Here is a 26,020-nt window from a genome sequence, read left to right on the forward strand (position 1 = left end):
CCTCCAGTGCCGCGGGACGTACCGCTGGGTGCTGTGCGACCCACGGGCGCCCCCCATCATGGCCCGCAACCGCACGCGGGCGCTCGCGGGATGCGCGTCCGCGTGCGAGACGGGTCACTACCGTGGTCGGGGTGCGCTATCCCGAGGCCCCGCGGCTCGACCTCGTCGAGGACCTGCACGGCACCCCCGTCGCCGACCCGTACCGCTGGCTGGAGGACGTCGAGGACCCGCGCACCCGCGCCTGGACCGACGCCCAGGACGCCCTGACCACCGAGGCCCTGGCGGCCCTGCCGCTGCGCGCGGACTTCGCCGCGCGGCTGGAGCGGCTGGTGCACGCCGGGGCGGTCGGCGTCCCCGTCCACCGGCGCGGCCGGGCCTTCTCCACCCGCCGCGACCCCGGCCAGGAGCACGCCGTCCTCCGGGTCCGCGAGCCCGACGGCACGGTGCGCGTGCTGGTCGATCCGATGGCGATCGACCCGGCGGGGACGACGACGCTCGACGCCTGGTCGCCGTCCTGGGAGGGCGACCGGCTGGCCTACCAGCTGTCCACCGGCGGCGACGAGGAGTCGCGGCTGTACGTGCTCGACGTCGGCACCGGCGAGGTGCTCGACGGCCCGGTCGACCGCTGCCGCTACTCCCCCGTCGCCTGGCTGCCCGGCGGCGAGGAGCTGTTCTACGTGCGCCGCCTCGCCCCGGACGCGGTGCCCGCCGGCGAGGAGCAGTACCACCGGCGCGTGTGGCGCCACCGGGTCGGCGCCGACCCCGCCGACGACGTCCTGGTCCACGGCGAGGGCAGCCGCATGTACGAGGACCCCACCAACTACTACGGCGTGCGCACCAGCGCCGACGGTCGCTGGCTCGTCGTCTCCGCCTCGGCCGGCACCGCCCCGCGCGACGACGTGTGGCTGGCCGACCTCGCCGGGGACCGCGCGCTGCGCGAGCTCCAGGTCGGCGTCGACGCCCAGACCAGCGCGTGGGTCGCCCGGGACGGCCGGCTGTGGCTGGTCAGCGACCGCGGCGCCCCCCGCCGGCGCCTCGCCGTCGCCGACCCCGAGGTCCCCGCCACGTGGGACGTCTCCGCCTGGCGCGACGTCGTCCCGGAGCAGGCCGACGGCGTCCTCGCCGACGTCGCCCTCGTCGACGGGCCGGACGGCGGGCTGCAGGTGCTCGCCGTCCACTCGGTCGACGCCACCGACCGGCTGAGCGTCTGGGCCGGGGACGGCGCCGGGCGCCTCGCCGAGGTGACCGCCCTGCCCCCGGGCAGTGTGTCCGGCGTCAGCGCGCCGCCCGACGGCGGAACGGCGGCGTGGGTCGGCTACACCGACTACGCGACCCCGCCGTCGGTGCTGCGCTGGAACTCCGCGGCGCCGCGGGACCTCGCCGAGGACGAGCGCGCGCCGGTCGCCGGGGACGTGCCCGCGGTGACCGTCGTGGAGACGCACGCGACGTCGGCCGACGGGACGCCGGTGCACCTGTTCGTGCTGTCGCAGGCCGGCCGCCCGGACACGCCGCGGCCGACCGTCCTCTACGGCTACGGCGGCTTCAACGTCTCGCTGACCCCGGGCTACTCGGCGCAGGCGCTGTCCTGGGTCGCGGCCGGCGGGGTCTGGGCGGTGGCCAACCTGCGCGGCGGCTCCGAGCACGGCGAACAGTGGCACCGCGCCGGCATGCGCGAGCGCAAGCAGAACGTGTTCGACGACTTCGCCGCCGCCGGTGAGCACCTGGTCGCCGAGGGGTGGACGACGTCCGGGCAGCTGGCCGTGATGGGCGGCTCCAACGGCGGGCTGCTGGTCGGCGCGACGCTGACCCAGCGGCCCGACCTGGCAGCAGCGGTCGTCTGCAGCGCGCCGCTGCTGGACATGGTCCGGTACGAGCGCTTCGGGCTGGGCCGCACCTGGAACGACGAGTACGGCACCGCCGAGGACCCGGTCGAGCTGGGCTGGCTGCTGGGCTACTCCCCGTACCACCGCGTGCGCGCCGGCACGGCCTACCCCGCGGTACTGTTCACGACCTTCGAGAGCGACACGCGCGTCGATCCGCTGCACGCCCGCAAGCTCGCCGCGGCCCTCCAGCACGCCACCACGGGGCCGGCGCCGGTGCTGCTGCGCCGGGAGATCTCGGTCGGCCACGGCGCCCGCGCGGTGAGCCGCACCGTCGGGCTGGCCGCCGATCAGCTCGCGTTCCTCGCCGCGCACACCGGACTCGCCGGATCCCGAACTCCTGGCTGACGCGCGCGCCGTCGCCTGGGAGGATCCGGCGTGATGGACAGTTCACTGTCCGTGGTCGCGGCCGCCGACGGCAGCACCACGGAGATCCCCGAGTGCGTCTCCGACGCCGGTTCGCTGTGCGCCCGCGTCTACGACGTGTTCGGCATCGACTGGCTCGCCGCCAACGCCGACGCCCTCATCGCGAAGCCGGCACGCATCCTGCTGGTCGTCGTGCTCGCGGTGGTGGTGCGGCTGCTGCTGCACCGTGGCATCCGCCGGCTGACCACCCGGACCGCCACCGGGGCGATGCCGACGATCATGCGCCCGTGGCGCGCCCGCACCCGGGGCGCCGACCCCGACGGCCTGGAGACCATCGCCGAGCGGCGCACCCAGCGGGCGGCGGCGATCAGCTCGGTGCTGCGCAGCTTCTCGTCGTTCGTGGTGCTGGGCATCGCCGTCGTCCTGGTCCTCGGCGAGCTCGGGGTGAACCTCGCGCCGATCATCGCCAGCGCCGGCGTCCTGGGCGTGGCCCTGGGCTTCGGCGCGCAGAACCTGGTCAAGGACTTCATCGCCGGGATCGGGATCATCCTCGAGGACCAGTACGGGGTCGGCGACGTCGTCGACCTCGGCGAGGCCACCGGCACGGTGGAGGCGGTCGGGCTGCGGATCACGCGGCTGCGGGACGCCCACGGCGTGGTCTGGTACGTCCGCAACGGCGAGGTGCTGCGGGTGGGCAACAAGAGCCAGGGCTTCGCCCAGGTGGTCATCGACATGCCGGTCGCGCACGACACGGACCTGGACGCCTGCCGCGCGGTGATGCAGGAGGTCGCCGACGCCCTGTACGCCGAGGAGGAGTGGGCGGCGGTGCTGCTCGCCGAACCCGAGTCCCTGGGCGTCGAGCAGATCACCGCGCAGGGGGTGGTCATGCGCGTCCAGGTGCGCAGCACCAACGCCGACCAGTGGCGGGTCGCCCGCGAGCTGCGGCTGCGGCTCAGCGAGCGGTTCGCCGCCGAGGGCATCCGGTCGCCGAGCCCGATGCTGGGGGCGACGGCGGCGTCGCCGAGGTCGCCGTGACCGAGGACCCGCCGGCCACGCGGGACCCGACGTCCAACGTCCAGGCCACCTTCGGCGAGGTCTTCGCGGTGCCGGAGTTCCGGCCGCTGTTCGGCAGCTACCTGCTCTCCACCATCGGCGACCAGCTCGCCCGCGTCGCGCTGACGGTGTTGGTGTACCAGCGCACCGACTCGCCGCTGCTGTCGGCGATCACCTTCGCCGTCAGCTATCTCCCCTGGCTGGTCGGCGGCCCGGTCCTCGCCACCCTGGCCGACCGGCTCCCCCGGCACCGGGTGCTCATCGCCAGCGACGTGGCGCGGGCGGTGCTGGTCGCGGGCATGGCCGTGCCCGGCACCCCGCTGGCGCTCCTGCTGGTCCTGCTGCTGCTCGTGTCCCTGTTCGCGCCGCCGTTCGAGTCCGCCCGTTCCGCCCTGATGGCCGACGTGCTGACCGGCGACCGGTACGCGGTGGCCACCTCGCTCACCAACGTCAGCAGCCAGATGTCGCAGGTGGTCGGCTTCGCGCTGGCCGGCACGCTGATGGCCACGCTGAGCCCCTCGTGGGTGCTGCTGCTGAACGCCGTCACGTTCGCGGTGTCCGCGCTCTGGCTCGGTGCCGGGCTCGAGCGGCGGCCGGCCCCCGCGGTCGAGGCGGGCGGCGGGCACCGCTCGCTGTGGCGCGACGCCGGCGACGGCCTGCGGCTGATCACCCGGACGCCGCGGCTGCTGTCGCTGGTGCTGCTGGTGTGGGTGGGTGTGATGTTCGCCAACGCCGCGGAGGGCATCTCCGCGCCCCTGGTCGACGAGCTCGGGGGCGGCGCGACCGCGGTGGGACTGCTGCTGGCGGCCAATCCGCTCGGCGTCACGATCGGCGGGCTGCTGCTGACGCGGCTCGTGACCCCCTCCCGGCGCAACCGGCTGGTGCCTCCGCTCGTGCTGCTGTCGCTGCTCCCGGTGCTCGCCGCCGGGCTGGTCACCATGTGGGCCCCGCCGGGGGAAGTTGCCTTCGGCGCGGTGCTGGCCTGCATGTTCGTCGCCGGTCTCGGCGCCTCGTGGACGATCCCGCTGAACGTGACCTTCGTGCGGGAGGTGCCGAGCGCCTACCGCGGCCGCGCGATCGGGGTGGCGGTCAGCGGGCTCTACGGCGTCCAGGGGCTGGGGGCGCTGGGGGCGGGCCTGGCCGCGGAGGGCGTGTCCGCCGGTGCGGTGGTGGCGCTCATCGGGGGTCTGGGCGTGCTCGCCGTCGTCCCGCCGCTGCTGGCCTGGGCGCGCCTGCAGGCCGACGCCGTGGCGGGCACCGCCGTTCCTGCGGGACCATGAGTCCGTGAGCGAGCCCCGGACCCTGCCCTCGGCGCGCGCCTTCTACGACGAGGTCGGCGGGGCGCCGACGTTCGCCCGGCTGGTGTCGCGCTTCTACGCCGGCGTCCGGACCGACCCCGTGCTGGCCCCGCTGTACCCCCAGGACGACTGGGACGGCGCCGAGACCCGGCTGCGGATGTTCCTCGAGCAGTACTGGGGCGGGCCCACCACCTACTCCGATCAGCGCGGCCATCCGCGGCTGCGCATGCGGCACGCCCCCTTCGCCATCGGCGTGGCCGAGCGCGACGCGTGGCTGTTCCACATGCGCGAGGCCGTGGACTCCCTGGAGCTGCCGCCGGAGCACGACGCCACGCTCTGGGGCTACCTGGAGATGGCCGCCCGCAGCATGCAGAACCGCTGGCCCGACGACGCACCCGGAGACCTGTCCCCCGCATGACTTCTGCCCCGCCCGCGCGCCCCTTCCGCACCACCGGCCCGGACTGGTGGCGCGACGCCGTCGTCTACCAGATCTACATCCGCAGCTTCGCCGACGGCAACGGCGACGGCGTCGGCGACCTGGCCGGCATCCGGGCGCGGCTGCCGCACCTGGTCGACCTGGGCGTCGACGCGCTGTGGATCACGCCCTTCTACCCCTCGCCGATGGCCGACCACGGGTACGACGTCGCCGATCCGCGGGACGTCGAGCCCGTCTTCGGCGACCTCGCCGAGTTCGACGCGCTCCTGGCCGAGGCCCACGCCGCCGGCCTGCGGGTGACCGTCGACCTGGTGCCCAACCACAGCTCGCACGCCCACGAGTGGTTCGCCGAGGCCCTGGCCGCCCGCCCCGGCTCCCCCGAGCGGGCCCGGTACCTGTTCCGCGACGGACGCGGTCCCGGCGGCACCGAGCCGCCCAACAACTGGCCGTCGGTGTTCGGCGGCCCGGCGTGGTCACGGGTCGCCGACGGACAGTGGTACCTGCACCTGTTCGCGCCGGAGCAGCCGGACCTGGACTTCACCAACCCCGAGGTCGTCGCCGACCTCGAGGAGACGATGCGCTTCTGGCTGGACCGCGGGGTGGACGGCTTCCGGATCGACGTCGCGCACGGCATGGCCAAGCCCGACGGCCTGCCGGACATGGTCCCGATGGAGGACACCGGCCTGCTCGCCGACCACGGCCCCGGCGACCACCGCTTCGACTCCGACGGCGTGCACGAGGTGCACCGCCGCATCCGCCGGGTGCTCGACGGCTACACCGACCGGATGGCGGTCGGCGAGGTGTGGGTCTCCGACGACGCCCGGCTCGCGCAGTACCTGCGGCCCGACGAGCTGCAGCTCGCCTTCAACTTCAAGCTGCTGACGGCGGAGTGGGAGCCCGACGCGCTGCGCACGGCGATCGTCCACTCGCTGGCGACCGTCGAGGGCACCCCCGCCCCCGCCTGCTGGGTGCTGTCCAACCACGACCGGCCGCGGCACGTCACCCGGTACGGCGACGGCAGCGTCGGCACCCGGCGGGCCCGCGCCGCGGCGCTGCTGCAGCTGGCACTGCCGGGCGTGGCCTACCTCTACAACGGCGACGAGCTCGGCATGCCCGACGTCGACCTGCCCGACGCGGCGCTGCAGGACCCGATCTGGGAGCGCTCCGGGGGCACCGAGCGCGGGCGCGACGCCTGCCGGATCCCGGTGCCCTGGTCGGGCAGCGAGCCCTCGTACGGGTTCTCCGCCCGGCCCGACACGTGGCTGCCGATGCCGGAGGGCTGGGGACCGCTCACCGCGCAGGCCCAGGCGGGCGATCCCGGTTCGATGCTGTCGCTGTACCGACGCGCGCTCCACCTGCGGGCCACCTCGGAGGCGCTGCGGGGTGACGCCGTCGAGTGGCTGCCCGCGCCCGACGGCTGCCTGGCGTTCCGTCGTCCCGGCGGCCTGGTCTGCCTGGTCAACCTCTCCCCCGTCGCCGTGCCGCTGCCGGAGGGCGAGGTGCTGCTGGCCAGCGGAGACGCGACCGGCGGCACCGTCGAGGCCGACTCCGCGGTGTGGCTGCGGGCCGGATAGGGGACGGTCCGCGCGACTCGCCGGTCGACGGGCGCGGATCGCGCACGCGGATAGAATCCACGAGGTAACGACGCGTCACGGGGGACGCTGCGACGACGGTCGAACGCCCCCGGGCGGGACCTGCTCCGGGGAGGCCGGCCACCGATGACGCTGCTCCGAGTCGAGGGGCTGACCAGGTCCTTCGGGGCGCGCCGCGTCCTGCGCGACGTCTCCTTCCGCATCGCCGAGGGCGAGATCGTCGGGCTCGTCGGCGCCAACGGCGCGGGCAAGTCGACCCTGGGCGACATCATCGCCGGCACCACCGCCCCCGACTCGGGGTTGATGACCCTGCAGGGCCATCCCTACGCGCCGCTGTCGGCGGAGGACGCCCGGCACCTGGGTGTCGGGGTGGTCGAGCAGCTGATCCGGATCGATCCCGAGCTCACCGTCGCCCAGGCCGTCTTCCGCGGCACTGCCAAGGCGCGACGCCCGCAGGCGGAGCTGCGCCGGCAGGCCCAGGTGCTGCTCGCCGAGGTCACCCTGCACATCGACCCGGACACCCTCGTCGGCGAGCTGCCGCACTTCGTGTACGGGCTGGTCGAGATCGCCCGCATGCTCGCCGAGGACACCCGGCTCGTCGTGCTCGACGAGGTCTCGGCCGCGCTCCTGCCCGACGAGGTCACCGGGCTGCACGCCGTCGCCGACCGGCTGCGGCGCCAGGGCCGGGGCGTGCTCTACATCAGCCACCGGCTGCCCGAGATGCTCGAGGTCGTCGACCGGGTCCTCGTCCTGCGCGAGGGCCGGATCGCCCTCGACGCTCCGTCCGCGGCCCTGGACCCGGTCGGCCTGGCCGCCGCGACGATCGAGGGCACGACCCCCGTGCCCCTCCCCCGGCCGGCGGCCGACCCGGAACCCGCCCGCACCGCCCTCGTCCCGTCGCGGCCGGCGCCGGTCGACGGGGAGGTCGTCCTCCAGGTGCGCAACCTGCGCGTGCCGGGCCACGTCGAGGGGGTGGACCTCGATCTGCGCCGGGGAGAGATCATCGGGCTCACCGGCCACCGCTCCTCCGGTGTCCGGGAGATCGCCGACGCCCTGTCCGGGGAGCTGCCGGCCATCACCGACGAGGTGGTGCTGCGCGGGGAACCGCGGTCGACCGGTTCTCCCGAACCCGCGCCGGTCCTGCGGCTGCCCGCCTACAGCCCCGACGAGGACGCCTTCGGGGTCGACCCGGGAGAGACCATCGCCCGGACGCTGACCGACGAGCCGTGGGGCGCGCTCACCGACCTGCGCACCGAGATCGCCCAGCTCCGCGGGGTGATCCGCACCGTGCACAGCCTCGACGTGAAGACCCTCAGCATCCGCACCGTCTTCGGGGCGCTCTCCGGAGGCGACCAGCACAAGCTGGCGCTGGCGCGGTGGATGGCGTCGGCGGAGGACGTCGTCGTGGTGCACGAGCCCACCCGTGGCCTCGACGTGCGCGCCCGCCAGCAGGTCCGGCAGCTGCTGCTCGAGGCGACCGCGCACGGCACCTCGGTCGTCGTCGTGTCCGTGGACCCCGACGAGCTCGCGGAGTGCTGTGACCGCGTCGGTGTCGTCTCCGGCGGCCGGGTGGCCACCTGGATCGACACCCAGGACCTGACCGCCGACGCCGTCCTCGACGCCATCCTCGCGGCCGCGGCGGCGGCCGCCGCCTGAGGGCGGTCGCCCCACGGCGCCTCGGACCTGCAGGCTTCCTCTCCGCCGCCCGGTCGCCCCGGGGCGGCCCACCCGCGAGAGTGGGCCGCCGGGAACCTTCCGCGCGGCGCCGTCCGCCCCCGACCGGACGGCGCCCCGGATCAGACGCTGACCGCCCCCGCGATCCCGCGCAGCTTGTGCCGGGCCAGCGCCAGGTTGCCCGTCGTGCGGTCCAGCACCAGGTAGATGAACAGGCCGGAGTTGCCCTGGCCCTTGAGCACGTTGATGAGGTGGTACTGGTGCTCCAGCGTGATCAGGACGTCCTCGATCTCGTCCTTGAGCTCGAGGTCGCTGATCGTGCGCAGCTTGGCGCGCACCACGTTGGAGTTGCCGGCGGCGGCGACGTTGAGGTCGAAGCCGGGCGTGCCGCCGGCCGCCAGGGCCATGCCGCTGTCCACGTCGACAATGGCGGCGCCACTGGCGCCCTGGATGCCGAGCAGGTCGGCGATGACGTCGTCGAGCTGTGCCACGGGTGGAGCTCCGTTCCGTTCGGGTGGGGGACGCAGCGAGTCGCTGCGCTCCGGGTCGGGAAGTGATCCGGATCGGCCGGGCGAACCGGCCGTCGTGCGGTGCACGGGCTGCCCGGACGGCGACGCTGCCGCTCCGGCGTGCGACGCACCGGCCGGAGCGCGGTACGCGGCCACCTCGCGGACGTCGGCGGGGAGGAACTCCCGGGGGTGTGGCACCGGAGCGGCGGATTCCTGGTCGTCCGCCTGCCGCTCCCGTGCCGTGTCGTGCGCTGCGGTACGCCCCCGCCCCCACAGCGACGCCCACCACCCGGTTGCCATGCCCACCCGCCTTCGCCGAGAGGCTCGCCGTTCCCAGACAACACGGGCCCCGGAGACCCGGCAAACCGAGATCGGTCTCTGCCGGTGAGCTCGGCGTCACCGTCGGCGACCTCCCGCGCGGGTGCCAGGGACACCCCCACCGGCCCCTCCGGTACCTTGCCGCGGGGGATCGCCCGCGCCGGCGACCCGCACCGCACCACCCGAGGAGATGCACGTGAAGAGCCGGGATCTGGCCTACGTCGCCCTGTTCGCCGCGATCACTGCGGTCCTGGGGCTGCTCCCGGCGGTCCCCGTCCCCGGCATCCCCGTGCCGATCACCGCGCAGACGCTGGGCGTCATGCTCGCCGGGTCGGTCCTCGGGGCACGCCGCGGCGGGCTGGCGCTGCTGACGTTCCTCGTCGTCGTCGCGGCCGGGCTGCCGCTGCTGTCCGGTGGGCGCGGCGGGCTCGGCGTGTTCGTCGGGCCGTCGGCCGGCTACCTCTACAGCTGGCCGATCGCCGCGTTCGTCATCGGTTTCCTCACCCAGCTCACCTGGCGCCGGTTCAACCTGGCCTGGGCGATGGTCGCGAACCTGGTCGGTGGCGTCGCGGTCATCTACGCCCTCGGCATTCCGTTCACCTCGATCTACGGCGACGTGTCGCTGACGGCGGCCGCCACCGGCTCCCTGTCGTTCATCCCCGGCGACCTGGTCAAGGCGGGGATCGCCTCGGTCGTCGCCGTCGCGGTGCACAAGGCGTACCCGGTCATCGAGCTGCCCCGCCGGCGGCCCGCGGCGGGCTGAGCCGTGCGGTGGGGACGGCGGGCGGCCGCCCGAACGGCTGCCGCTGCAGATCTCCCCCGGACGGCGATCGAGGTGCGCGAGGTCGCCCACGACTACGGCGAGCGGGCGGTGCTGCGCGACGTCTCGCTGACGCTGGCCGAGCACCGGGTGGGGGTGGTCGGGGCGAACGGCTCGGGCAAGAGCACGTTCGCGCGGCTGCTCAACGGCCTGGTGGTGCCCACCTCGGGCACCGTGCTGGTCGACGGCCTGGACACCCGGACGCAGCTGCGGGAGGTCCGCCGGCGGGTGGGCTTCGTGTTCCAGGACCCCGACGCCCAGATCGTGCACCCCACCGTCGCCGAGGACGTCGAGTTCGGGCTCACCAACCTCGGGGTGCCGCCGCAGGAGCGCGCCCGCCGGGTCGAGGAGGTGCTCGTCCGGTACGGCCTGGCCGGGCATCGCGACCACCCGGCACACCTGCTCAGCGGCGGGCAGAAACAGCTGCTGGCCATCGCCGGGGTGCTGGTCATGGGGCCGCAGCGGGTCGTGTTCGACGAACCGACGACGCTGCTGGACCTCGCCAACACCCGCCGGGTCGCCCGCGTCATCGACGAGCTCGAGCACGACGTCGTCGTGGTCACCCACCAGCTGGACCTGCTGGCCGGCTTCGACCGGGTGCTGGTGTTCGACGACGGCCGGGTCGCCGCCGACGGCACGCCGGCCGAGACGGTCCGCTGGTACGTGGACCGGATGTCGTGACCGCCGCGCTGTACGTCCCCGGGGCCGGCCCCGTGCACCGCGCGCCGGCCGGCCTCAAGCTCGGGCTGCTGGCCGCGCTGGCCGTCGGGCTGTTCGTCGCCGACCGGCTCGAGGTGGTCGCCGGCGCGCTGGCCGGGGTGCTGCTGATCGGGCTCGGGGTCGCCCGGCTGCCGGGCCGTGCCCTGCTGGCCCAGGTCCGCCCGGTGTGGCCCTGGCTGCTGGCGCTGCTGGCCTTCCACCTGGTGTTCACCGGCTGGCACACCGGAACGGTCGTGGTGCTGCGGCTGCTGGCGCTGGTCACCGCGGCCGCGGTCGTGACGGCGACGACACGGGTCACCGCGCTGGTCGCCGTCGTCGAGTGGCTGGCCCGACCGCTCGCGGTGTTCGGCGTCCGGCCCGCCCGGATCGGGCTGGTCATCGCGATGACGCTGCGGTTCATCCCGCTCATCGCCGAGCGTGCCCAGCGGATCCGCGAGGCGCAGGCCGCCCGCGGTGCCGACGGCTTCCGCTTCCAGGCCCTGGTGCCGCTGCTGATCCAGGTGCTGCGGCTGGCGCACACCCTCGGCGAGGCCCTCGACGCCCGGGGCGCCGACGCCCCCGCGCCGTCGCCCCGCCGTGCCGGAGCATCCGCGCCGTGAGCGGGACGCTGCTGGAGATCTGGTCGACGCCGGCTGCGGCGCAGCCGATGCGCCGGCTGCCCGCCGGCGTGCTCGTGGCCGGCGCCGGGCTCGAGGGCGACCGCTACGCGCGGGGCGGCGGCACCTGGGCCCGGTACCCGGACCTGGAGAAGCAGCTCACCCTGATCGACGCCGACGAGGTCGCCGCCCTGGCCGCGGAGACCGGCGCGGCCCTCGGCCCCGGCGACACCCGCCGCAACCTGGTCACGCGGGGCATCGACCTCCCCGGGCTCGTGGGCCGGTGGTTCACGGTGGGCGGCGCGCTGCTGTTCGGCATGAAGCGCTGCCCGCCGTGCACCCACCTGGAGCGGCTGACCGGCGCGAAGCTGGTCAAGGCGATGGCCTACCGCGGCGGCGTCAACGCGGCGGTCTTCGCCGGCGCGCCGATCGCCCCGGGCGACCCCGTCCGGCTGCTGGACGACGACGAGGCCGTCCGCCGGGGCGCCCCCTCGGGCGCGGACCGGCCGGTGCCACGACGGGTCTGAGCGGGGGTCAGCAGGCCTCGACGACCAGCGCGACCCCTTGGCCGCCGCCGACGGCGATCGCGGCCAGGCCCGTGCGGCCGGCCCCGCCCCGGAGCAGCTGGGCGAACAGCCGGACCACCAGGACCGCGCCCGAGGCGCCCCAGGGGTGGCCCAGCGCGAGCGCTCCGCCCTCGCGGCACACCCGCTCCGGATCGAGCTCCAGCTCGGCGCAGCAGGCGAGGACCTGCCCGGCGAACGCCTCGTTGAACTCGACGACGTCCACCTCGTCGAGCGTCCGCCCCGCGCGGTCGAGGGCCTGGCGGGCCGCCGGGACGATCCCCAGCCCGGGCCGGTTGGGGTCGACGCCCGCGGTGGCGGTGGCGAGCACCCGCAGGCCGGGCACGCCGAGCCGCCGGTGGGTGCCGGCGTCGACCAGGGTGACCGCGGCCGCGCCGTCGTTGATGCCGCAGGAGTTGCCGGCGGTGACCGTGCCGCCGGCCACGAACGCGGGCCGCAGCCGGGCCAGCCGCTGCTCGGTCAGGCCGGGACGGGGCCTCTCGTCGCGGTCGAGGCCCGCGACGGGCACCAGCTCGGCGGCGAACCCGCCGGCCTGCTGGGTGGCCACCGCGCGGGCGTGCGAGCGGGCGGCGTAGGCGTCCTGGGCCTCGCGGCCGATGCCGTGCTCGCCGGCGATCCGGTCCGCGGCCGGCCCCATGTCGGGGTCGCCGATCTCGGCCGGGGCGAACGGCGCGCGCTCGTAGCGGGCCGCCGGCTCCTCCCCCCGTGGCGGCCACAGCCGCCAGGGCGCGGTGGAGGCCGACTCGACGCCGCCGGCGAGCACGGCACCCGTCTCGCCGCGCAGCTGCGCCACGGCGAGCACGATCGCGGCCAGCCCGCTGCCGCACTGCCGGTCGACGGTCAGCCCGGGAACGGTCACCGGGAGCCCGGCCTGGAGCGCGGCCACGCGGGCGACGTCGCCGCCGGGGCCGGTGCAGTTGCCCAGGACCACCTCGCGGACGGGCACGTCGCCCGGGACGGAGCCCGGCGCCGCGCCCGGGCCGCTCCCCGGCCCGCTCCCAAGCCCGCTCTCCGGCCCGGCGGTGAGGTCGGCGACGACGGCGGCGGCGAGGTCCGCGGCCGTGCAGCCGGCCAGGCCGTGACCCGCCGTGCCGATGGGGGTGCGGCGGGCGGCGACGACGACCGGGGCGTCGTCCCGGCTCACGGGGCGCCCACCGGCGCGAGGCGGCCCTCCGCCACCAGCTCGGCGACCGCCGCCCGGTCGACCTTCCCGGCGCCGGTCGTCGGCAGGTGGGGCAGCGCGAACCAGCGGCGGGGACGCTGCGCCGGGGCGAGCTCGGCCCGCGCGGCGGCGCGGGCGGCACCGACGGCGGCGGGGTCGGCCAGCACCGCGGCCACGACGGCGCCGAGCCGGGGGTGTGGGACCCCGACGACGAGCGCATCGGCGCCGGTGGCCCGGCGCAGGACCTCCTCGACCTCGCCGACGAGGACGGTCACCCCGCCGGTGAGGACGGCGTCGCCGCCCCGGCCGGTCACGGTCAGCACCCCGCCGGCCAGCCGGCCGCGGTCCCCCACGGTGGCGAAGCCGTCGCCGGCGAGGTCGAACGGCCCCTCGGCGCCGGCGGCGTACCCGCGGGAGAGGAAGGGCGAGCGGGCCCAGATGCGGCCGTCGCGGACCTCCACCTCGACGTCCGGGAAGGGCCGCAGGTCGTCGGCGTGCGTGCCCCAGGCGACGAAGGAGAGCTCGGCGGCCCCGTAGTAGTGCGCGACCCGCGCGCCGGCCGCCTCCGCCCGCGCCGCCAGGGCCGGGTGCAGCCGGTCCCCCGCGACGACCAGCGTGCGCCCGCGCAGGTCGGTGCCGGCCTGCAGCGCCCCGGTGAGGGCGGCGGGGGTGAGGTGCACGTGCGTGGCCTCGGCGGGCGCACCGACCAGCGGCGCCCCGCTCCACCGGGCGTGGACCGCGGCGAAGAGGTTCATGGTCGCCGACAGCGGGCCGGGGACGCAGACGCGCGATCCCGCGTCGATGCCGGCCAGGGCGGACACGTGCGGGAACGAGTCGGTCCAGGAGGCGACCGTGCGGACGACGGCGCGGGGACGGGAGGTGGTCCCCGAGGTGCGCAGCGCGACGAGCCGGCCATCGGTGGCGGCGGCCAGCACGGCGGCGACGGGGTCCGCGGTCGCGGCGACGTCCACCGGGGGTTCGGTCACGGTCCTCCCTCGCACCGGCCGGCCGCCGCCCGGCCGGACCCCGCCGCAGACTACGGACCGCTTCGGGGGCGCCGAGGGGGCTGTGCGGACCGGTGGCCGCGCGGGACACTCCTGTCCCGGCCCGTCGGCGCCCCGAGGAGGCTCCACGTGGAAACGACCGTCACCGAGATCGCGCCGGACCTCTACCGGCTGTCGACGTACGTCCCGGACGCCGACTTCCAGTTCAACCAGTACCTCGTCGTCGCCGACGAGCCGCTGCTGTTCCACACCGGCCTCCGTGCGCTGTTCCCCCTGGTGTCCGAGGCGATGGCGCGGGTGATGCCGGTGGCGGACCTGCGATGGATCACGTTCGGCCACGTGGAGGCCGACGAGTGCGGGGCGATGAACGACTGGCTCGAGGCCGCGCCCCGGGCGCAGGTCGCGCACGGCGCGATGGGCTGCATCGTGTCCGTCGCCGACCTCGCCGACCGGCCGCCGCGGCCGCTGGCGGACGGCGAGGTCATCGACGTCGGCGGGCGGCGCGTCCGGCACCTCGACACCCCGCACGTGCCGCACGGGTGGGACGCGGGGGTGGTGTTCGAGGAGACCACCGGCACCCTGCTGTGCGGCGACCTGTTCACCGCCCTGGGCGCCAGCCCGGACCTCACCGAGGCGGACGTCGTCGGCCCCGCCGCGCAGGCCGAGGACGTGTTCCGGGCAACGTGCCTCACGCCCGCGACCGCGCCGACAATCCGCGGGCTGGCGGACCTGCACCCGGCTCGGCTCGCGCTCATGCACGGCCCGGTCTTCGCCGGGGACTGCGAGCAGGCGCTCCGGGACCTCGCCGGCACCTACGAGCAGCGACTGGCCGACGAGGGGACCCGGGCCCGGGGGGCGGTGTCGCCGGCCGGCGGCTGACCGCGGGGCTCAGGTGCTGGGCTCGTCGGTCCAGCGGGCGAGGAACTCCTTCTCGTCGGGCGTGATCCGGCGCGGCCGGCCGAGGTCGAAGTCGTACGGCACGAGCAGGGTGCTGCCGGTGACCGCGAGCCGGGGCCCGTCGAACACCTCGTAGTGGCAGGTGAACGCCGCCGCCCGGACGCCGGAGACCCAGATGTGCACGTCGAGCGGGCGGGCGCTGTAGACCACCGGCAGCCGGTACCGGATCTCGTGGGACGCCACGACCGTGCCCCGCCGCAGCCCGGTGCGTTCCTCGAGCGAGGCGCGCTCGAAGAACAGGTCGACGCGGGCCATCTCGAAGTACTGCAGGAACACGACGTTGTTGACGTGCCCGTAGGCGTCCATGTCCGACCAGCGCATCGGGACCTGCACGGTGTGCCTCACGGCGACCACCCTGCCGCACGCACCCGGAACCGCGTCGGCCGGTCGGAGCGCGAGGCTCCGACCGGCCGCCGGCGGGTGCTGGGGTTCCTAGTCGCGGGAGAGCTTGCGGTACGTCGCCCGGTGCGGCCTGGTGGCGTCCTGCCCGAGCCGCTCGACCTTGTTCTTCTCGTAGTCGGCGAAGTTGCCCTCGAACCAGAACCACCTGCTCTCGCCCTCGTAGGCGAGGATGTGCGTCGCCACGCGGTCGAGGAACCACCGGTCGTGGCTCACGACGACGGCGCAGCCGGGGAACTCCAGCAGCGCGCTCTCCAGGCTGGTGAGCGTCTCGACGTCCAGGTCGTTGGTCGGCTCGTCGAGCAGCAGCAGGTTGCCGCCCTGCTTCAGGGTCAGCGCGAGGTTCAGCCGGTTGCGCTCACCACCGGACAGGACGCCGGCCGGCTTCTGCTGGTCCGGCCCCTTGAAGCCGAACGCGGCCACGTAGGCGCGCGAGGGCATCTCGACGTTGCCGACCTTGATGTGGTCGAGGCCGTCGGAGACGACGTCCCACAGCGTCTTCTTCGGGTCGATGCCGCTGCGGTTCTGCTCGACGTAGGACAGCTTGACCGTCTCGCCGACCTTGATCTCGCCGTCGTCGGGCTTCTCCTCGCCGACCAGCATCTTGAACAGGGTGGTCTTGCCGGCGCCGTTGGGGCCGACGACGCCCACGATGCCGTTGCGCGGCAGCGTGAAGGAGAGGTCGTCGATGAGGACGCGGTCGCCGAAGCCCTTGGTCAGGTGCTTGGTCTCCACGACGACGGAGCCCAGCCGCGGGCCCGGGGGGATCTGGATCTCCTCGAAGTCGAGCTTGCGGAACTTGTCGGCCTCCGCGGCCATCTCCTCGTAGCGGGCGAGGCGGGCCTTGCTCTTGGCCTGCCGGGCCTTGGCGCCCGAGCGGACCCACTCGAGCTCATCCTTGAGGCGCTTGGCGCGCTTGGCGTCCTTGGCGCCCTCCACCTGCAGGCGGGCGGCCTTGGTCTCCAGGTAGGTGGAGTAGTTGCCCTCGTAGGGGTAGGCCCGGCCGCGGTCGAGTTCGAGGATCCACTGGGCGACGTTGTCCAGGAAGTACCGGTCGTGGGTGACGGCGACGACGGTGCCGGCGTACTTCTCCAGGTGCTGCTCCAGCCAGGCCACGCTCTCCGCGTCGAGGTGGTTGGTGGGCTCGTCGAGCAGGAGCAGGTCCGGCGCCTCGAGCAGCAGCTTGCACAGCGCGACGCGGCGGCGCTCGCCACCGGACAGGACCGTGACGTCGGCGTCGCCGGGCGGGCAGCGGAGCGCGTCCATCGCCTGCTCGATGCGGGCGTCGAGCTCCCAGCCGTCGTGCTGCTCGATGACCTCCATGAGCTCGCCCTGCTCGGCCATCAGCGCGTCGAAGTCGGCGTCGGGCTCGCCCATCGCGGCGCTGACCTCCTCGAAGCGGGTCAGCGCGTCGCGCAGCGGCTTGACGGCCTCCTCCACGTTGCCGCGGACGTCGAGCTGCTCGTTCAGCGGCGGCTCCTGCAGCAGGATGCCGACCGTGGCGTCGGGCGCCAGGTTCGCGTCGCCGTTGGACGGGTGCTGCATGCCGGCCATGATCTGGAGCACGGTCGACTTGCCGGCGCCGTTCGGGCCGACGACACCGATCTTCGCGCCGGGCAGGAACGACAGGGTGACGTCGTCGAGGATCACCTTGTCGCCGTGCGCCTTGCGCGCGCGGACCATCGTGTAGATGTACTGAGCCACTGGGCCTTGGAGCCTTCCGTCGGGTTCGCGAGTGGGCGGCGGGACCGGCCGGGCCGGCCCCGCCCCCTGCGTTCTCGCCTCGATCCTCCCAGTTCCGGGGCGTTACCGGAGAGCCGGTTCCCGGACTTCCGGATCGAGGTCCACCGGGGACAACGTCTCGGGGTCCACGATGTAGTCCTCGTCGGTCGGCGGCGCGTCGAACGGCACCGGCTCGGCGAACTCCTCGGCCTCCTCGGCCGGGGCCGCCTCCGGCCGGGGGCTGCGCGGCGCGCGGGTGTAGTCGGCCCAGCCGTGGCGCAGGTCGGGGCCCACCGAGTCGGCCCGGATCTGCGACGTGCTGCCGCGCCCGTTCGCCGACTCGTAGTCCCTCGTCCAGAGCCGGCCGACGACCACGACGGCGTCGCCCTTGCTGAGGCTGCGGATGACGTTGCCGCCCAGCTCGTCCCAGCACTCGACGTCGGACCAGAAGGTCTCGGCGTCGACCCACTCCTGTGTCCCGCGGTCGAAGCGCCGGGCGGTCGAGGCGATGCGGAAGTTGGTCACGTGGCTGCCGCTCTCCAGCCGCGCGCGGCGGGGGGCGGTGGCGACGCGGCCCACCACGGTGATGTCGGTGTCGGGCATGGGGTTCTCCTCCGGTCGGGGCGCCCGTGCGGCGCGACCGGCGACGTGCCGGCCTGGTCCGACCCTCCGCCGGCGGGAGCACGCCGTCCCTGGTTCGCCCGCATCTGTGGACGGCGCCCCCGCCTGTGGAGGAACCCCCTCAGGGGCGCCACTCCTCGCGGTAGTCGGGGTGGTCGGCGTAGGGGACCGCCAGGCTGCGCAGCACGAGGTCGTAGGCCACCGGATCGACGCTCCCCACGCCGTCCAGCAGCGCCCGCTTGGCCCGGCACTCGGCGATGACCCGGGTGGGGTGCCAGGCGGCGATGTGCTCGGCGTCGCGCCCGCGCACCCGGAGCATCACGCCCTGGTTGGTGCCCAGCACGACGGTGGGCGCCTGGAACGACTGCCCCTCCACCCAGTGCGTCGCCTTGGCCCCGGTGGACTCCAGGAAGGCGGGCAGCCCCGCGCGACCGGGGAACCACCGCCACGGGCCGGGGGTCGAGCCGCGGGCGGTGTTCTCGTCGTCGGTGATGCGTGCGAGCAGGAACTCGGCCAGGTCCACGGCGGTCATGCTGCCCTGTGCGGCCCGGGCCGGGTGCGATGATCGGGCGCGAGCGCCCGTAGCTCAGCGGATAGAGCAGGTGCCTTCTAAGCACTTGGCCGCAGGTTCGAGTCCTGCCGGGCGCGCCGTCGAACGACGGGGTGGGAACGGCACCCGCGGCTACGGTCCGGACATGCGCTACTGGGTGTACGAGGACCGGCGGGGCGACCGCGCCACGATCCACCTCGCCCACTGCACGTTCTGCAACCACGGTCAGGGCACGCAGGGGACGCGGCCGGAGAACGGCCGGTGGCACGGCCCGTTCACCTCGCGCGAGAACGCCCACGTCGCGGCCACCGCCACGCGGCACGCCGTCCGCCGCTGCACCCGCTGCTGAGCGGTCCGGCCGGACGGCGGCGACCGGGTCAGCCCGCCCCGCCCCACAGCCGTGCGGCGTTGGCGTATCCGACCTGGTGCAGCTCCTCGTCGTCGAGCGGCAGGGAGCGCAGCGCCGCGGCGTGGTCGGCCTGGTCGATCATCGGGTAGTTCGTGCCGAACACGACGCGGTCGACCCCGATCCGGCGGATCGTCTCCGTGATCCCCGCGGTGTCGAGGGGCCGGCCCCTGCCGCCGAGCCGCATGGCGGTGTCGGTGACGACGGTGTCGGACAGGCGCACCACCTCGGCCATGTCCTCCTCGGCTCCCAGGCCCAGGTGCGCCAGTTGCAGGCGGAGCGCCGGATAGCTGCGGACCACCTCGGCGAAGTACCGCGGGTGGCCGAACACCTCGGTCCCGCCGTAGGCGGTGGCGCCGCACTCCGAGAGGACGGGGACGTCGAGCTCGACCGCCAGCCGCCAGACGGCCTCCATCCGCTCGTCGTCCGGGCGCAGGCGGAGGAACATCGGCGCCACCTTGATGCCGCCGGCGCCCGCGGCCAGGTGGGCCCGCACCTCGCGGTCGATCTCCGCGGTGCTCATGAGGACCGGGTCCACGCCCACCACCGCCCGCAGCCGGCCCCCGGACGCCGCGGCCGCTCCGGCGGCCCAGGCGTTCAGCTCGTGCCAGCTCCGCAGCACGTCCGCGGTCGCCGCATCGCGGTCCGCCCCGCCCGCGACCGCCGCGTCGACGGCGTCCTGCGCGAACACGAGGGAGACGATCAGGGACCACGCGACGCCGACCCGGTCCATGGTCGCCACCAGGTCGGCCGGTGTCCCCTCGCGCTCCACCGGCATGCCCAGGCCCTCGACGAACGCCCGGGCGGCCGCGGCGGAGGGCTGCGTGTGCGTGTGCGCGTCGACCAGCCGGACGTCGTCGCGGGCTCCGGTCGCCATCGAGTCCTCCCTCCCCCGGCGGCAAGACGCGGCGGCCGGGTGCGTACCGGCCACCGCATCACCGGCACAAGTGCTCCGCAAGTCCGGCCGAAGGTGCCCGCGGCACGGTTCCCCCACCAGCCCAGCAGGAGGAGCCATGACCCAGATCCAGGACCCGCGCGCCGCCGGTCCCCACGTCCAGCAGCCGTATGCCCCGCAGCAGTACGGAGCCCCGCAGCAGTACGGGGCGCCGCAGCAGTACGGCGCCTACCCGCCCGGCGGAGGCTTCGCTCCCCCGCAGCCCAGGCGCCGGCGCACCGGCCTGATCGTCGGCTCGGTCGCCGGCACGGTCGTGGCCCTCGGCGGCCTCGGCGTCGGCGCCCTGCTCCTGTTCGGCGGCGAGAGGCTGGACACCGCGGAGGTCGAGGAGCAGATCAGCGCCCTCACCCAGGAGGTCACCGGGGTGGCGGCGACCGACGTCGACTGCCCCTCCGGCATCGAGCCCGAGGCCGGCAGCACCTTCTCCTGCAGCGCGGTGCTCGACGGCCAGGGGACGTCGTTCACCGTCCGGCAGAGCGACGACGAGGGGAACGTCGAGATCACCAGCGACGACCAGTACGTGGTCATCGCCGACGTCGAGTCCTACCTCTACGACGAGGCGGTGTCGCAGAACGAGGAGGGCACCCCGATCGACATCAGCTGCGACACCCAGTTCACGGTCGTCGTCGGCGGGCTCACCGAGCCGCTGGTGTGCACCGCGAGCGACACCGACACCGGCGACTCCGTCGACCTGCTCGTCACCGTGGCCGACGATGGGACGGTCACCTACGAGGCCGCCTGACCCCCGTCCGGCGCCGATCCGCGGTCCCGGGGACGGCGGGATTCCCGCTGCCGCCGTCCCACCACTCACTCCGGACACCGCGGCCTCGCGATCTCACACAGTGTGATCGGTTGACCACGACATTCCGAGGACGGGTTCCGTCACTCCACGCCGTCGGTGCAGCACGCTGTACCGGTGACCCTGCACGCCCACGACGTCCCGAGGCCCCGACCGGGCCAGGTAGGCGACGGCGCCGCCGGCCGGCTGCGTGCGATCGACACGCTGCTGGCCGACCGCGGTCAGCTCTTCCGCGCCCTCTTCCTCACCGCACCGGTGCCCAAGGCCCTGGTGGGCCTCGACGGCCACTTCCTCGTCGTCAACGAGGCGCTGTGCGCGCTGACCGGCCGCACCCACGCCGACCTCGTGGGCCGGCACGTCGACCTGCTCGCCCACCCGGACGAGGCGCCCGTGCCCGAGCTGCCCTCGGACGGGTCCGCGGAGCTGGACCCGTGGCTGCGGCTGGACGGCGAGCGCCAGCTCCGCCGAGCCGACGGCAGCGAGCTGTTCGTCCAGCAGGCGCACGAGGTCGTGCACCGCAGCGACGGCCGGCCGCACTTCGTCGTCCTCTCCTTCGTCGACGTCACCGACCGGCGTCGCGCCGAGGAGGACCTGGTCCGGCGGGCGTTCACCGACCCGTTGACCGGCCTGCCCAACCGGCGCGCCCTGGGCGACCGGCTCAACCACGCGCTGGCGCTGTCCAAGCGCCGCGGGCTCCAGGTGGGCCTGGTCCACCTGGACCTGGACCGGTTCCAGGCGGTCAACGACGCGCTCGGCCACGAGGCCGGCGACCACGTGCTCACCCAGGTCGCCGACCGGCTGCGCTGGAGCACCCGGGTCGAGGACACCGCGGTCCGGCTGGGCGGGGACGAGTTCCTGATCCTGGCCGAGGACGTCGAGGACCTCGACGGACTGCGCGCGCTGGCCGACCGGCTGCTGTCGGTCCTCGACGACCCGTTCGTCGTCGGCGGCCGCGAGATCGTGCTGTCGGCGAGCGTCGGGCTCACCCTGGGCTCCGACGTCGCCCCCGACGACCTGCTCCGCCAGGCGCACGGCGCCCTCACACGCGCCAAGTCCGACGGCAGCCGCGCCCGCATCGAGGTCTACGACGGCGTGCTGTCCGACGACGAGATCGACCAGCTCCAGCTGTCGGCGGACCTGCGCCACGCCCTCGAGGGCGACGAGCTGCGGCTGTTCTACCAGCCGATCGTGTCGCTGGCCGACGAGACGCTGCTGGGCTACGAGGCGCTCATCCGCTGGCAGCACCCCACGCGCGGGCTGCTGCCGCCGGGCGCCTTCCTGGCGTGCGCCGAGGACAACCGCCTCACCTCCAAGCTCGGCGCCTGGGTGCTGCACCAGGCCTGCCACGACGCGGCCGGCTGGCCCGCCGGCCTGCGGGTGCACGTCAACATCTCCGCCCGCCACCTGGCCGAGCCCGGGTTCAGCGACCTCGTCATCGACGCGCTGGCCGTGTCGGGCCTGCCCCCGGAGCGGCTCGAGCTGGAGATCACCGAGTCGACGGCGCTGTTCGCCGCCGACGCGACCCTCCAGGCCGTCAGCGAGGTCACCGACCACGGCGTGACCCTCGCCCTGGACGACTTCGGCACCGGCTACTCCGCCATCACCGCGCTGCACCGGCTGCCGATCCACACGGTCAAGATCGACCGCTCGTTCGTCGCCGACGTGGTGACCCAGCCCTCCACCGCCGCGCTCGTGCAGGGGCTCGTGCAGCTCGGTCTCGGCATGGGGCTCCAGGTCATCGCCGAGGGCATCGAGGACCTCGACCAGGCCGACTGGCTGCGCGAGCACGGCTGCGCCATGGCCCAGGGCTTCGCGTTCGGCCGGCCGGCGCCGCTGCCCGGGCGGACCGGGACGGCGGGCGAGGACGCCGTCGTGGCCCAGCTCGTGCCGGCGGAGGTGCGCAACGACGAGCCGCTGACCGCCGAGGGCGTGATCGTCGGCGCCGACACCGAGGTCGCCGCGCTGGCCGAGACGACCGGCGAGGTGCTGCCCTTCCGGCCCCCCGTCCTCCCCGGCCCGGTGACGGTGCAGTTCGACGCCCGGGCCGAGGCCGAGGCCGACGACACCGGGGGCGCCGACGCCGAGGCCACCGACACCGCCGACCCGGAGCCCGTGCTCACGCCCCGCACCGGCGGCCTGCCCGACGTGCCGCACCTGTACGCCGTCCTCGACGACACCGGCGAGACCCCGCCCGTCCGCGAGTAGCCGGCCCGGGCCGGCTACTCAGCGCGTCCGTGCTCTGCCCGCCCGGGTGGGCAGAGCACGAGCCGACCGGCGGTGGCTCCGTGCTCTGCGTCCCCCCGGACGCAGAGCACGAGGCCGCCGGGACCGCATCCCGCCCCGGCCGTGTGACCGGCACGTGACGGCTGGGGGACGGCGGTGATTCCGACCGGCGACCGGGCCGGCGGCGGGTCAGGATGCCGCTCATGCCCATCGACGTCGCCGCCACCATGACCGTCTCCTCCACCGGCCCGGCGACGGCATTGCTGCAGGTCGCGGTCGCGGCGCCGGTCACCGAGCAGCTCACGGTGCTGTGCGACGGGGAGCCGCTCGCGGTCGAGGAGTTCGCCGTCGGGGACGCCCGGGTGCACCGGGTGGAGCTCCGCGAGGGGACGACGACGGTGGCCTACACCGCCTCGGTCGACCTCACCGGCCCGCCCCGCCCGGTCACCCCCGCCGACGGGGCCGAGGCGCTGCGCCCCAGCCGGTACTGCCCCTCGGACCAGCTGGAGGGCTACGCCGCCACCGAGTTCGACCGCACCCGGCCCCGGGCCGAGCTCGTCGCGACCGTGGCCGGGTGGGTGCACGACCGGCTCAGCTACGTCTCGGGTGCCAGCCGGCCGGTGGACACCGCCGTCGACACGCTGCTGCTCGGCCAGGGCGTCTGCCGCGACTACGCCCACCTGACCGTGACGCTGCTGCGCGCGCTGGAGGTGCCCGCCCGGCTGGTCGCCGTCTACGCCCCGGGCCTGGACCCGATGGACTTCCACGCCGTCGTCGAGGCCGACGTCGACGGCACCTGGTGCGTCGTGGACGCCACCCGGTTGGCGCCGACCCGCTCGCTGGTGCGCATCGGCGCCGGCCGCGACGCCGCCGACACCGCGTTCCTCACCCTCCTCGGCGGCGGGGTGGCGCGGTTCGAGTCGATGCTGGTCACCGCCACCGTGGACGGCGACCTGCCCGGGCTCACGACCGAACCGGTGCCACTGCCGTGAGCGGTCAGGGCTGTCGCGGGTCGGTCGCCTCGCCCAGCCGTTCCCGCTGCTCCCGCGGCAGCAGCTCGAGGAGCTCCCCGGGCAGGTAGGGCAGGTCGATGAGGGAGAGCTTGACCCGGCTGCGCGCCGCCGACCGCGACCCCTCGATCCGCACGAGCTGCCCGGCGCGCGCCCGGTAGGTCACCTCGACCGAGTCCCCGGGCTTGAGCCGGCCGCCCAGCACGCCGTCGAACTCCATCGCCGGGCTGCCGCCCTCGATCGCCAGCCGCAGCGGCTCGCTGGGCGCCAGCAGCACCGACCGGGAGATGCCCGACATGGGCGCCGCCGGGGTGACCAGCACGCCCTCGATGCCGGGGCTGACGACCGGTCCGCCGGCGGCGTAGTTGTAGGCGGTGGAGCCCATCGCCGTCGCCAGGATCACCGCGTCGCAGCGCAGGTGCCCGTAGGGCTGGCCGCCGACCGAGAGGGTGGCGCTGACCATCCCCTCCCCCGGGACGCGGGCCAGCACGGCGTCGTTGAAGGCCAGCCACTCCCAGTCGCGGTGCCGGACGACGAGGCAGCCGCGGGACTCCGTGGTCACCCGGCCCTCCGCCATCGCGGTGAGCGCCTCGCGCAGCTCGCGCCCCTCGACCTCGGCCAGGAAGCCCAGGTGGCCGAGGTTCACCCCGAGCACGGGCACCGGCCGGCCGCTGACCAGCCGCATCGCGCCGAGGATGGTGCCGTCCCCGCCCATCGCGATGATGCCGTCGCAGGTGCCCGCGAGCACCTCCGCCGGCACGGGGGTCACCCCCTCCACGCCGACCCGGCGGGCGTCGGCGGTCGCGGCCACGAGCTCGGCGTCCCCGTCACGCGCCCAGTCGGCGACCTGGCCGACCGCGGCGGTGCAGTCGCGGGTGGGATGTAGGACCAGCCCGATCCGCGCCACGCCTCAGCCGCGCCAGGTCTCGAGCAGGCGCAGCCAGACCTCGCTCATCGTCGGGTAGGCCGGGACCGCGTGCCACAGCCGGGCCAGTGGCACCTCGCCGGCGACGGCGACCACCGCCGAGTGCAGCAGCTCGGCGACGTCCGGGCCGACGAAGGTCACCCCGAGCAGCACCTCGCGCTCGGTGTCGACGACCGCGATCGCCGTCCCCTCGTAGCCGTCCCGGTGCAGGGACGAGCCGGCCACGTTGCCGAGCGGGTACTCCACGACCCGGTGCGGGCGGCCGGACTCGGCCGCCCTCGCGGCGGTCAGGCCGACGCTGGCCACCTGCGGGTCGGTGAAGACGACCGACGGCACCGCCTCGGTGTCGGCGGTGGCCACGAACGGCGACCAGGCCGAGAGGTCGACGTCGGCCCCCGTCGCGCGGGCGACGATCGCCGCGCCCGCCTGCCGGGCCTGGTACTTGCCCATGTGGGTGAGCAGCGCGCGGCCGTTGACGTCACCGACGCCGTACAGCCAGGGCACGCCGCGGACCTGCAGCGACTCGTCGACGTCGAGGTAGCCGCGGCCCTCGAGGCCGACGGTCTCCAGGCCGATGTCGTGCGTGCGCGCCCGGCGGCCGGCGGCGACGAGAACCTGGTCGCCGCGGATCTCCTCGGCGGGGCCGTCGCCGTCGGACACGGTCACCACGACCTCGGTGCCCTCCCGGCGGGCCGACTGCACCGCGGCACCCAGCCGGACGTCGACCCCGGCCCCGCGCAGGGCGGCGGCCACCGCGTCCCCGGCGACGGGCTCGGCGTTGGCCAGCAGCCGCTCGCCGCGCTCCAGCACGGTCACGGTGGAGCCCAGCGCACTCCAGGCGGTCGCCATCTCGCAGCCGACGTAGCCGCCGCCGATCACGACCAGCCGGCCGGGCACCTCCTTGGCGCTGGTCGCCTCGCGCGGCGTCCAGGGGTCCACGTCGCGCAGGCCCTCCACCGGCGGCACCGCGGCCTCCGACCCGGTGCACAGCGCGACGGCGTGCGTGGCGGCCAGCCGGGTCTCGGTGCCGTCGGCGCCGGTGACGACGACGACGCGCTCGCCGTCGAGCCGCGCGCTGCCGCGGACCAGGTCGATGCCGGCGCCGGCCACCCACTGCGCCTGCCCGTCGTCGGACCAGCTCGAGGTGAACGAGTCCCGGCGGGCCAGCGTGGCCTGCACGTCCTGCTCGCCGGTGACGGCCGCCGACGCCCCGGACACCCCCCGGGCGGCGGCGATCGCCTCGGTGCCGCGCAGCAGCGCCTTGCTGGGCATGCACGCCCAGTAGGAGCACTCACCGCCGACCAGTTCGGCCTCGACGAGCGCCGCGGACAACCCGCCGCGGACGACGATGTCGGCCACGTTCTCGCCGGTCGAGCCGGCCCCCACCACGACGACGTCGTACGTCCGCTCGTCTGTCACCGGCCCATCCTGGCGGTGTGGT

Annotated in this window: 25 protein-coding genes and 1 tRNA gene; 16 read left to right on the plus strand and 10 right to left on the minus strand. The window is 75.3% G+C overall.

Going from position 1 to position 26,020, the window contains the following annotated elements:
• Positions 1-131: 131 nt before the first annotated feature.
• From BMY88_RS04765 to BMY88_RS04790, 6 genes are all read left to right on the plus strand, one after another.
• Positions 132-2,228 carry a prolyl oligopeptidase family serine peptidase gene (locus BMY88_RS04765; protein WP_091940887.1) on the plus strand — a complete coding sequence of 699 codons (2,097 nt, stop codon included), beginning with the start codon at positions 132-134 and terminating at the stop codon, positions 2,226-2,228.
• A 33-nt stretch (positions 2,229-2,261) separates the two neighbouring features.
• A complete protein-coding gene (locus tag BMY88_RS04770; protein WP_091940669.1) occupies positions 2,262-3,281 on the plus strand; it encodes a mechanosensitive ion channel family protein in 1,020 nt (339 codons plus the stop codon).
• Complete coding sequence (locus BMY88_RS04775) at positions 3,278-4,579, plus strand: MFS transporter (protein ID WP_244524445.1); 1,302 nt, start codon at positions 3,278-3,280, stop codon at positions 4,577-4,579. Before BMY88_RS04770 ends, BMY88_RS04775 begins: the two co-directional genes overlap by 4 nt.
• A 4-nt stretch (positions 4,580-4,583) precedes the next feature.
• Entirely contained in the window at positions 4,584-5,015 is a 432-nt protein-coding gene (locus BMY88_RS04780) for a globin (RefSeq protein ID WP_091940671.1), read from the plus strand.
• Positions 5,012-6,607: a glycoside hydrolase family 13 protein gene (locus BMY88_RS04785; protein WP_091940673.1), complete on the plus strand. Its 1,596-nt coding sequence runs from the start codon at positions 5,012-5,014 to the stop codon at positions 6,605-6,607. The genes BMY88_RS04780 and BMY88_RS04785 overlap by 4 nt, the downstream gene beginning before the upstream one ends.
• A gap of 144 nt (positions 6,608-6,751) precedes the next feature.
• Positions 6,752-8,281, plus strand: coding sequence for an ATP-binding cassette domain-containing protein (locus tag BMY88_RS04790; protein ID WP_091940675.1), 1,530 nt, complete (start codon positions 6,752-6,754; stop codon positions 8,279-8,281).
• Between the two features lie 140 nt (positions 8,282-8,421).
• On the opposite strand, the gene BMY88_RS04795 is transcribed toward BMY88_RS04790, so the two are convergent.
• Positions 8,422-8,790 carry a hypothetical protein gene (locus BMY88_RS04795; RefSeq protein ID WP_091940677.1) on the minus strand — a complete coding sequence of 123 codons (369 nt, stop codon included), beginning with the start codon at positions 8,788-8,790 and terminating at the stop codon, positions 8,422-8,424.
• 526 nt (positions 8,791-9,316) lie between these two features.
• Between BMY88_RS04795 and BMY88_RS04800 the strand changes: the two genes are divergently transcribed.
• From BMY88_RS04800 to BMY88_RS04815, 4 genes are all read left to right on the plus strand, one after another.
• Positions 9,317-9,889 carry a biotin transporter BioY gene (locus BMY88_RS04800; protein WP_244524446.1) on the plus strand — a complete coding sequence of 191 codons (573 nt, stop codon included), beginning with the start codon at positions 9,317-9,319 and terminating at the stop codon, positions 9,887-9,889.
• 72 nt (positions 9,890-9,961) lie between these two features.
• The gene (locus tag BMY88_RS04805) at positions 9,962-10,627 is read left to right on the plus strand and encodes an energy-coupling factor ABC transporter ATP-binding protein (protein WP_244524447.1); all 666 of its coding nucleotides are present in this window, start codon (positions 9,962-9,964) and stop codon (positions 10,625-10,627) included.
• The gene (locus BMY88_RS04810) at positions 10,624-11,265 is read left to right on the plus strand and encodes an energy-coupling factor transporter transmembrane component T family protein (protein WP_091940683.1); all 642 of its coding nucleotides are present in this window, start codon (positions 10,624-10,626) and stop codon (positions 11,263-11,265) included. Before BMY88_RS04805 ends, BMY88_RS04810 begins: the two co-directional genes overlap by 4 nt.
• The gene (locus BMY88_RS04815; protein WP_091940685.1) at positions 11,262-11,789 is read left to right on the plus strand and encodes an MOSC domain-containing protein; all 528 of its coding nucleotides are present in this window, start codon (positions 11,262-11,264) and stop codon (positions 11,787-11,789) included. Before BMY88_RS04810 ends, BMY88_RS04815 begins: the two co-directional genes overlap by 4 nt.
• 7 nt (positions 11,790-11,796) lie before the next feature.
• On the opposite strand, the gene BMY88_RS04820 is transcribed toward BMY88_RS04815, so the two are convergent.
• Both BMY88_RS04820 and BMY88_RS04825 read right to left on the minus strand, forming a co-directional pair.
• Positions 11,797-12,990 (minus strand): thiolase family protein, encoded by a 1,194-nt coding sequence (locus BMY88_RS04820; protein ID WP_091940686.1) that lies wholly within the window; start codon positions 12,988-12,990, stop codon positions 11,797-11,799.
• Complete coding sequence (locus tag BMY88_RS04825) at positions 12,987-13,994, minus strand: AMP-binding protein (RefSeq protein WP_139220402.1); 1,008 nt, start codon at positions 13,992-13,994, stop codon at positions 12,987-12,989. The genes BMY88_RS04820 and BMY88_RS04825 overlap by 4 nt, the downstream gene beginning before the upstream one ends.
• Before the next feature lie 147 nt (positions 13,995-14,141).
• Here BMY88_RS04825 and BMY88_RS04830 point away from each other — a divergent pair, with 147 nt between their 5' ends.
• Positions 14,142-14,891 (plus strand): oxygen-binding di-iron domain-containing protein, encoded by a 750-nt coding sequence (locus BMY88_RS04830; RefSeq protein ID WP_091940891.1) that lies wholly within the window; start codon positions 14,142-14,144, stop codon positions 14,889-14,891.
• 9 nt (positions 14,892-14,900) lie between these two features.
• Here BMY88_RS04830 and BMY88_RS04835 read toward each other — a convergent pair whose 3' ends face one another.
• From BMY88_RS04835 to BMY88_RS04850, 4 genes are all read right to left on the minus strand, one after another.
• Positions 14,901-15,314 (minus strand): acyl-CoA thioesterase, encoded by a 414-nt coding sequence (locus BMY88_RS04835; protein WP_170860969.1) that lies wholly within the window; start codon positions 15,312-15,314, stop codon positions 14,901-14,903.
• Positions 15,315-15,401: 87 nt separating this feature from the next.
• Positions 15,402-17,072, minus strand: a complete 1,671-nt coding sequence (gene ettA / locus BMY88_RS04840; RefSeq protein ID WP_091940690.1) for an energy-dependent translational throttle protein EttA — start codon at positions 17,070-17,072, stop codon at positions 15,402-15,404.
• A 102-nt stretch (positions 17,073-17,174) separates the two neighbouring features.
• Positions 17,175-17,693 (minus strand): single-stranded DNA-binding protein, encoded by a 519-nt coding sequence (locus BMY88_RS04845; RefSeq protein ID WP_091940692.1) that lies wholly within the window; start codon positions 17,691-17,693, stop codon positions 17,175-17,177.
• A gap of 139 nt (positions 17,694-17,832) precedes the next feature.
• Positions 17,833-18,234, minus strand: a complete 402-nt coding sequence (locus tag BMY88_RS04850; RefSeq protein ID WP_139220403.1) for a DUF6221 family protein — start codon at positions 18,232-18,234, stop codon at positions 17,833-17,835.
• A 52-nt stretch (positions 18,235-18,286) separates the two neighbouring features.
• Here BMY88_RS04850 and BMY88_RS04855 point away from each other — a divergent pair.
• Positions 18,287-18,359: transfer RNA gene (locus BMY88_RS04855), tRNA-Arg, on the plus strand.
• 47 nt (positions 18,360-18,406) lie between these two features.
• On the plus strand, positions 18,407-18,610 hold the full coding sequence (locus tag BMY88_RS04860; RefSeq protein ID WP_091940696.1) for a hypothetical protein: 204 nt from the start codon (positions 18,407-18,409) through the stop codon (positions 18,608-18,610).
• Positions 18,611-18,638: 28 nt separating this feature from the next.
• Here BMY88_RS04860 and BMY88_RS04865 read toward each other — a convergent pair whose 3' ends face one another.
• Positions 18,639-19,544 (minus strand): amidohydrolase family protein, encoded by a 906-nt coding sequence (locus BMY88_RS04865; protein ID WP_170860970.1) that lies wholly within the window; start codon positions 19,542-19,544, stop codon positions 18,639-18,641.
• A 136-nt stretch (positions 19,545-19,680) separates the two neighbouring features.
• On the opposite strand from BMY88_RS04865, the gene BMY88_RS04870 reads away from it, so the two are divergent.
• The 3 genes from BMY88_RS04870 to BMY88_RS04880 all read left to right on the plus strand — a co-directional run bounded on the left by BMY88_RS04870 (position 19,681) and on the right by BMY88_RS04880 (position 23,636).
• Positions 19,681-20,364: a DUF4333 domain-containing protein gene (locus BMY88_RS04870; RefSeq protein WP_091940700.1), complete on the plus strand. Its 684-nt coding sequence runs from the start codon at positions 19,681-19,683 to the stop codon at positions 20,362-20,364.
• A gap of 174 nt (positions 20,365-20,538) precedes the next feature.
• Entirely contained in the window at positions 20,539-22,626 is a 2,088-nt protein-coding gene (locus BMY88_RS04875; RefSeq protein ID WP_244524448.1) for a putative bifunctional diguanylate cyclase/phosphodiesterase, read from the plus strand.
• A gap of 221 nt (positions 22,627-22,847) precedes the next feature.
• Positions 22,848-23,636, plus strand: coding sequence for a transglutaminase-like domain-containing protein (locus tag BMY88_RS04880; RefSeq protein ID WP_211435494.1), 789 nt, complete (start codon positions 22,848-22,850; stop codon positions 23,634-23,636).
• A 4-nt stretch (positions 23,637-23,640) separates the two neighbouring features.
• Here the strand turns inward: BMY88_RS04880 and BMY88_RS04885 are convergent, their stop codons facing one another.
• Both BMY88_RS04885 and BMY88_RS04890 read right to left on the minus strand, forming a co-directional pair.
• Positions 23,641-24,561: an NAD(+)/NADH kinase gene (locus BMY88_RS04885; protein WP_091940702.1), complete on the minus strand. Its 921-nt coding sequence runs from the start codon at positions 24,559-24,561 to the stop codon at positions 23,641-23,643.
• 3 nt (positions 24,562-24,564) lie between these two features.
• Positions 24,565-25,998, minus strand: a complete 1,434-nt coding sequence (locus BMY88_RS04890; RefSeq protein ID WP_244524449.1) for a dihydrolipoyl dehydrogenase family protein — start codon at positions 25,996-25,998, stop codon at positions 24,565-24,567.
• Positions 25,999-26,020: the final 22 nt, after the last annotated feature.

This window comes from Trujillonella endophytica, assembly GCF_900110555.1.
In the GTDB taxonomy this organism is placed as follows: Bacteria; Actinomycetota; Actinomycetes; order Mycobacteriales; family Geodermatophilaceae; genus Trujillonella; species Trujillonella endophytica.

Bases quoted from the DNA above. Each gene is read 5' to 3' on its own strand.
- BMY88_RS04845 (WP_091940692.1), bottom strand. From the start codon at position 17,693: ATGCCCGACACCGACATCACCGTGGTGGGCCGCGTCGCCACCGCCCCC.
- BMY88_RS04790 (WP_091940675.1), top strand. From the start codon at position 6,752: ATGACGCTGCTCCGAGTCGAGGGGCTGACCAGGTCCTTCGGGGCGCGC.
- BMY88_RS04785 (WP_091940673.1), top strand. From the start codon at position 5,012: ATGACTTCTGCCCCGCCCGCGCGCCCCTTCCGCACCACCGGCCCGGAC.
- BMY88_RS04865 (WP_170860970.1), bottom strand. From the start codon at position 19,544: ATGGCGACCGGAGCCCGCGACGACGTCCGGCTGGTCGACGCGCACACG.
- BMY88_RS04870 (WP_091940700.1), top strand. From the start codon at position 19,681: ATGACCCAGATCCAGGACCCGCGCGCCGCCGGTCCCCACGTCCAGCAG.
- BMY88_RS04800 (WP_244524446.1), top strand. From the start codon at position 9,317: ATGCACGTGAAGAGCCGGGATCTGGCCTACGTCGCCCTGTTCGCCGCG.
- BMY88_RS04880 (WP_211435494.1), top strand. From the start codon at position 22,848: ATGCCCATCGACGTCGCCGCCACCATGACCGTCTCCTCCACCGGCCCG.
- BMY88_RS04860 (WP_091940696.1), top strand. From the start codon at position 18,407: ATGCGCTACTGGGTGTACGAGGACCGGCGGGGCGACCGCGCCACGATC.
- BMY88_RS04770 (WP_091940669.1), top strand. From the start codon at position 2,262: ATGGACAGTTCACTGTCCGTGGTCGCGGCCGCCGACGGCAGCACCACG.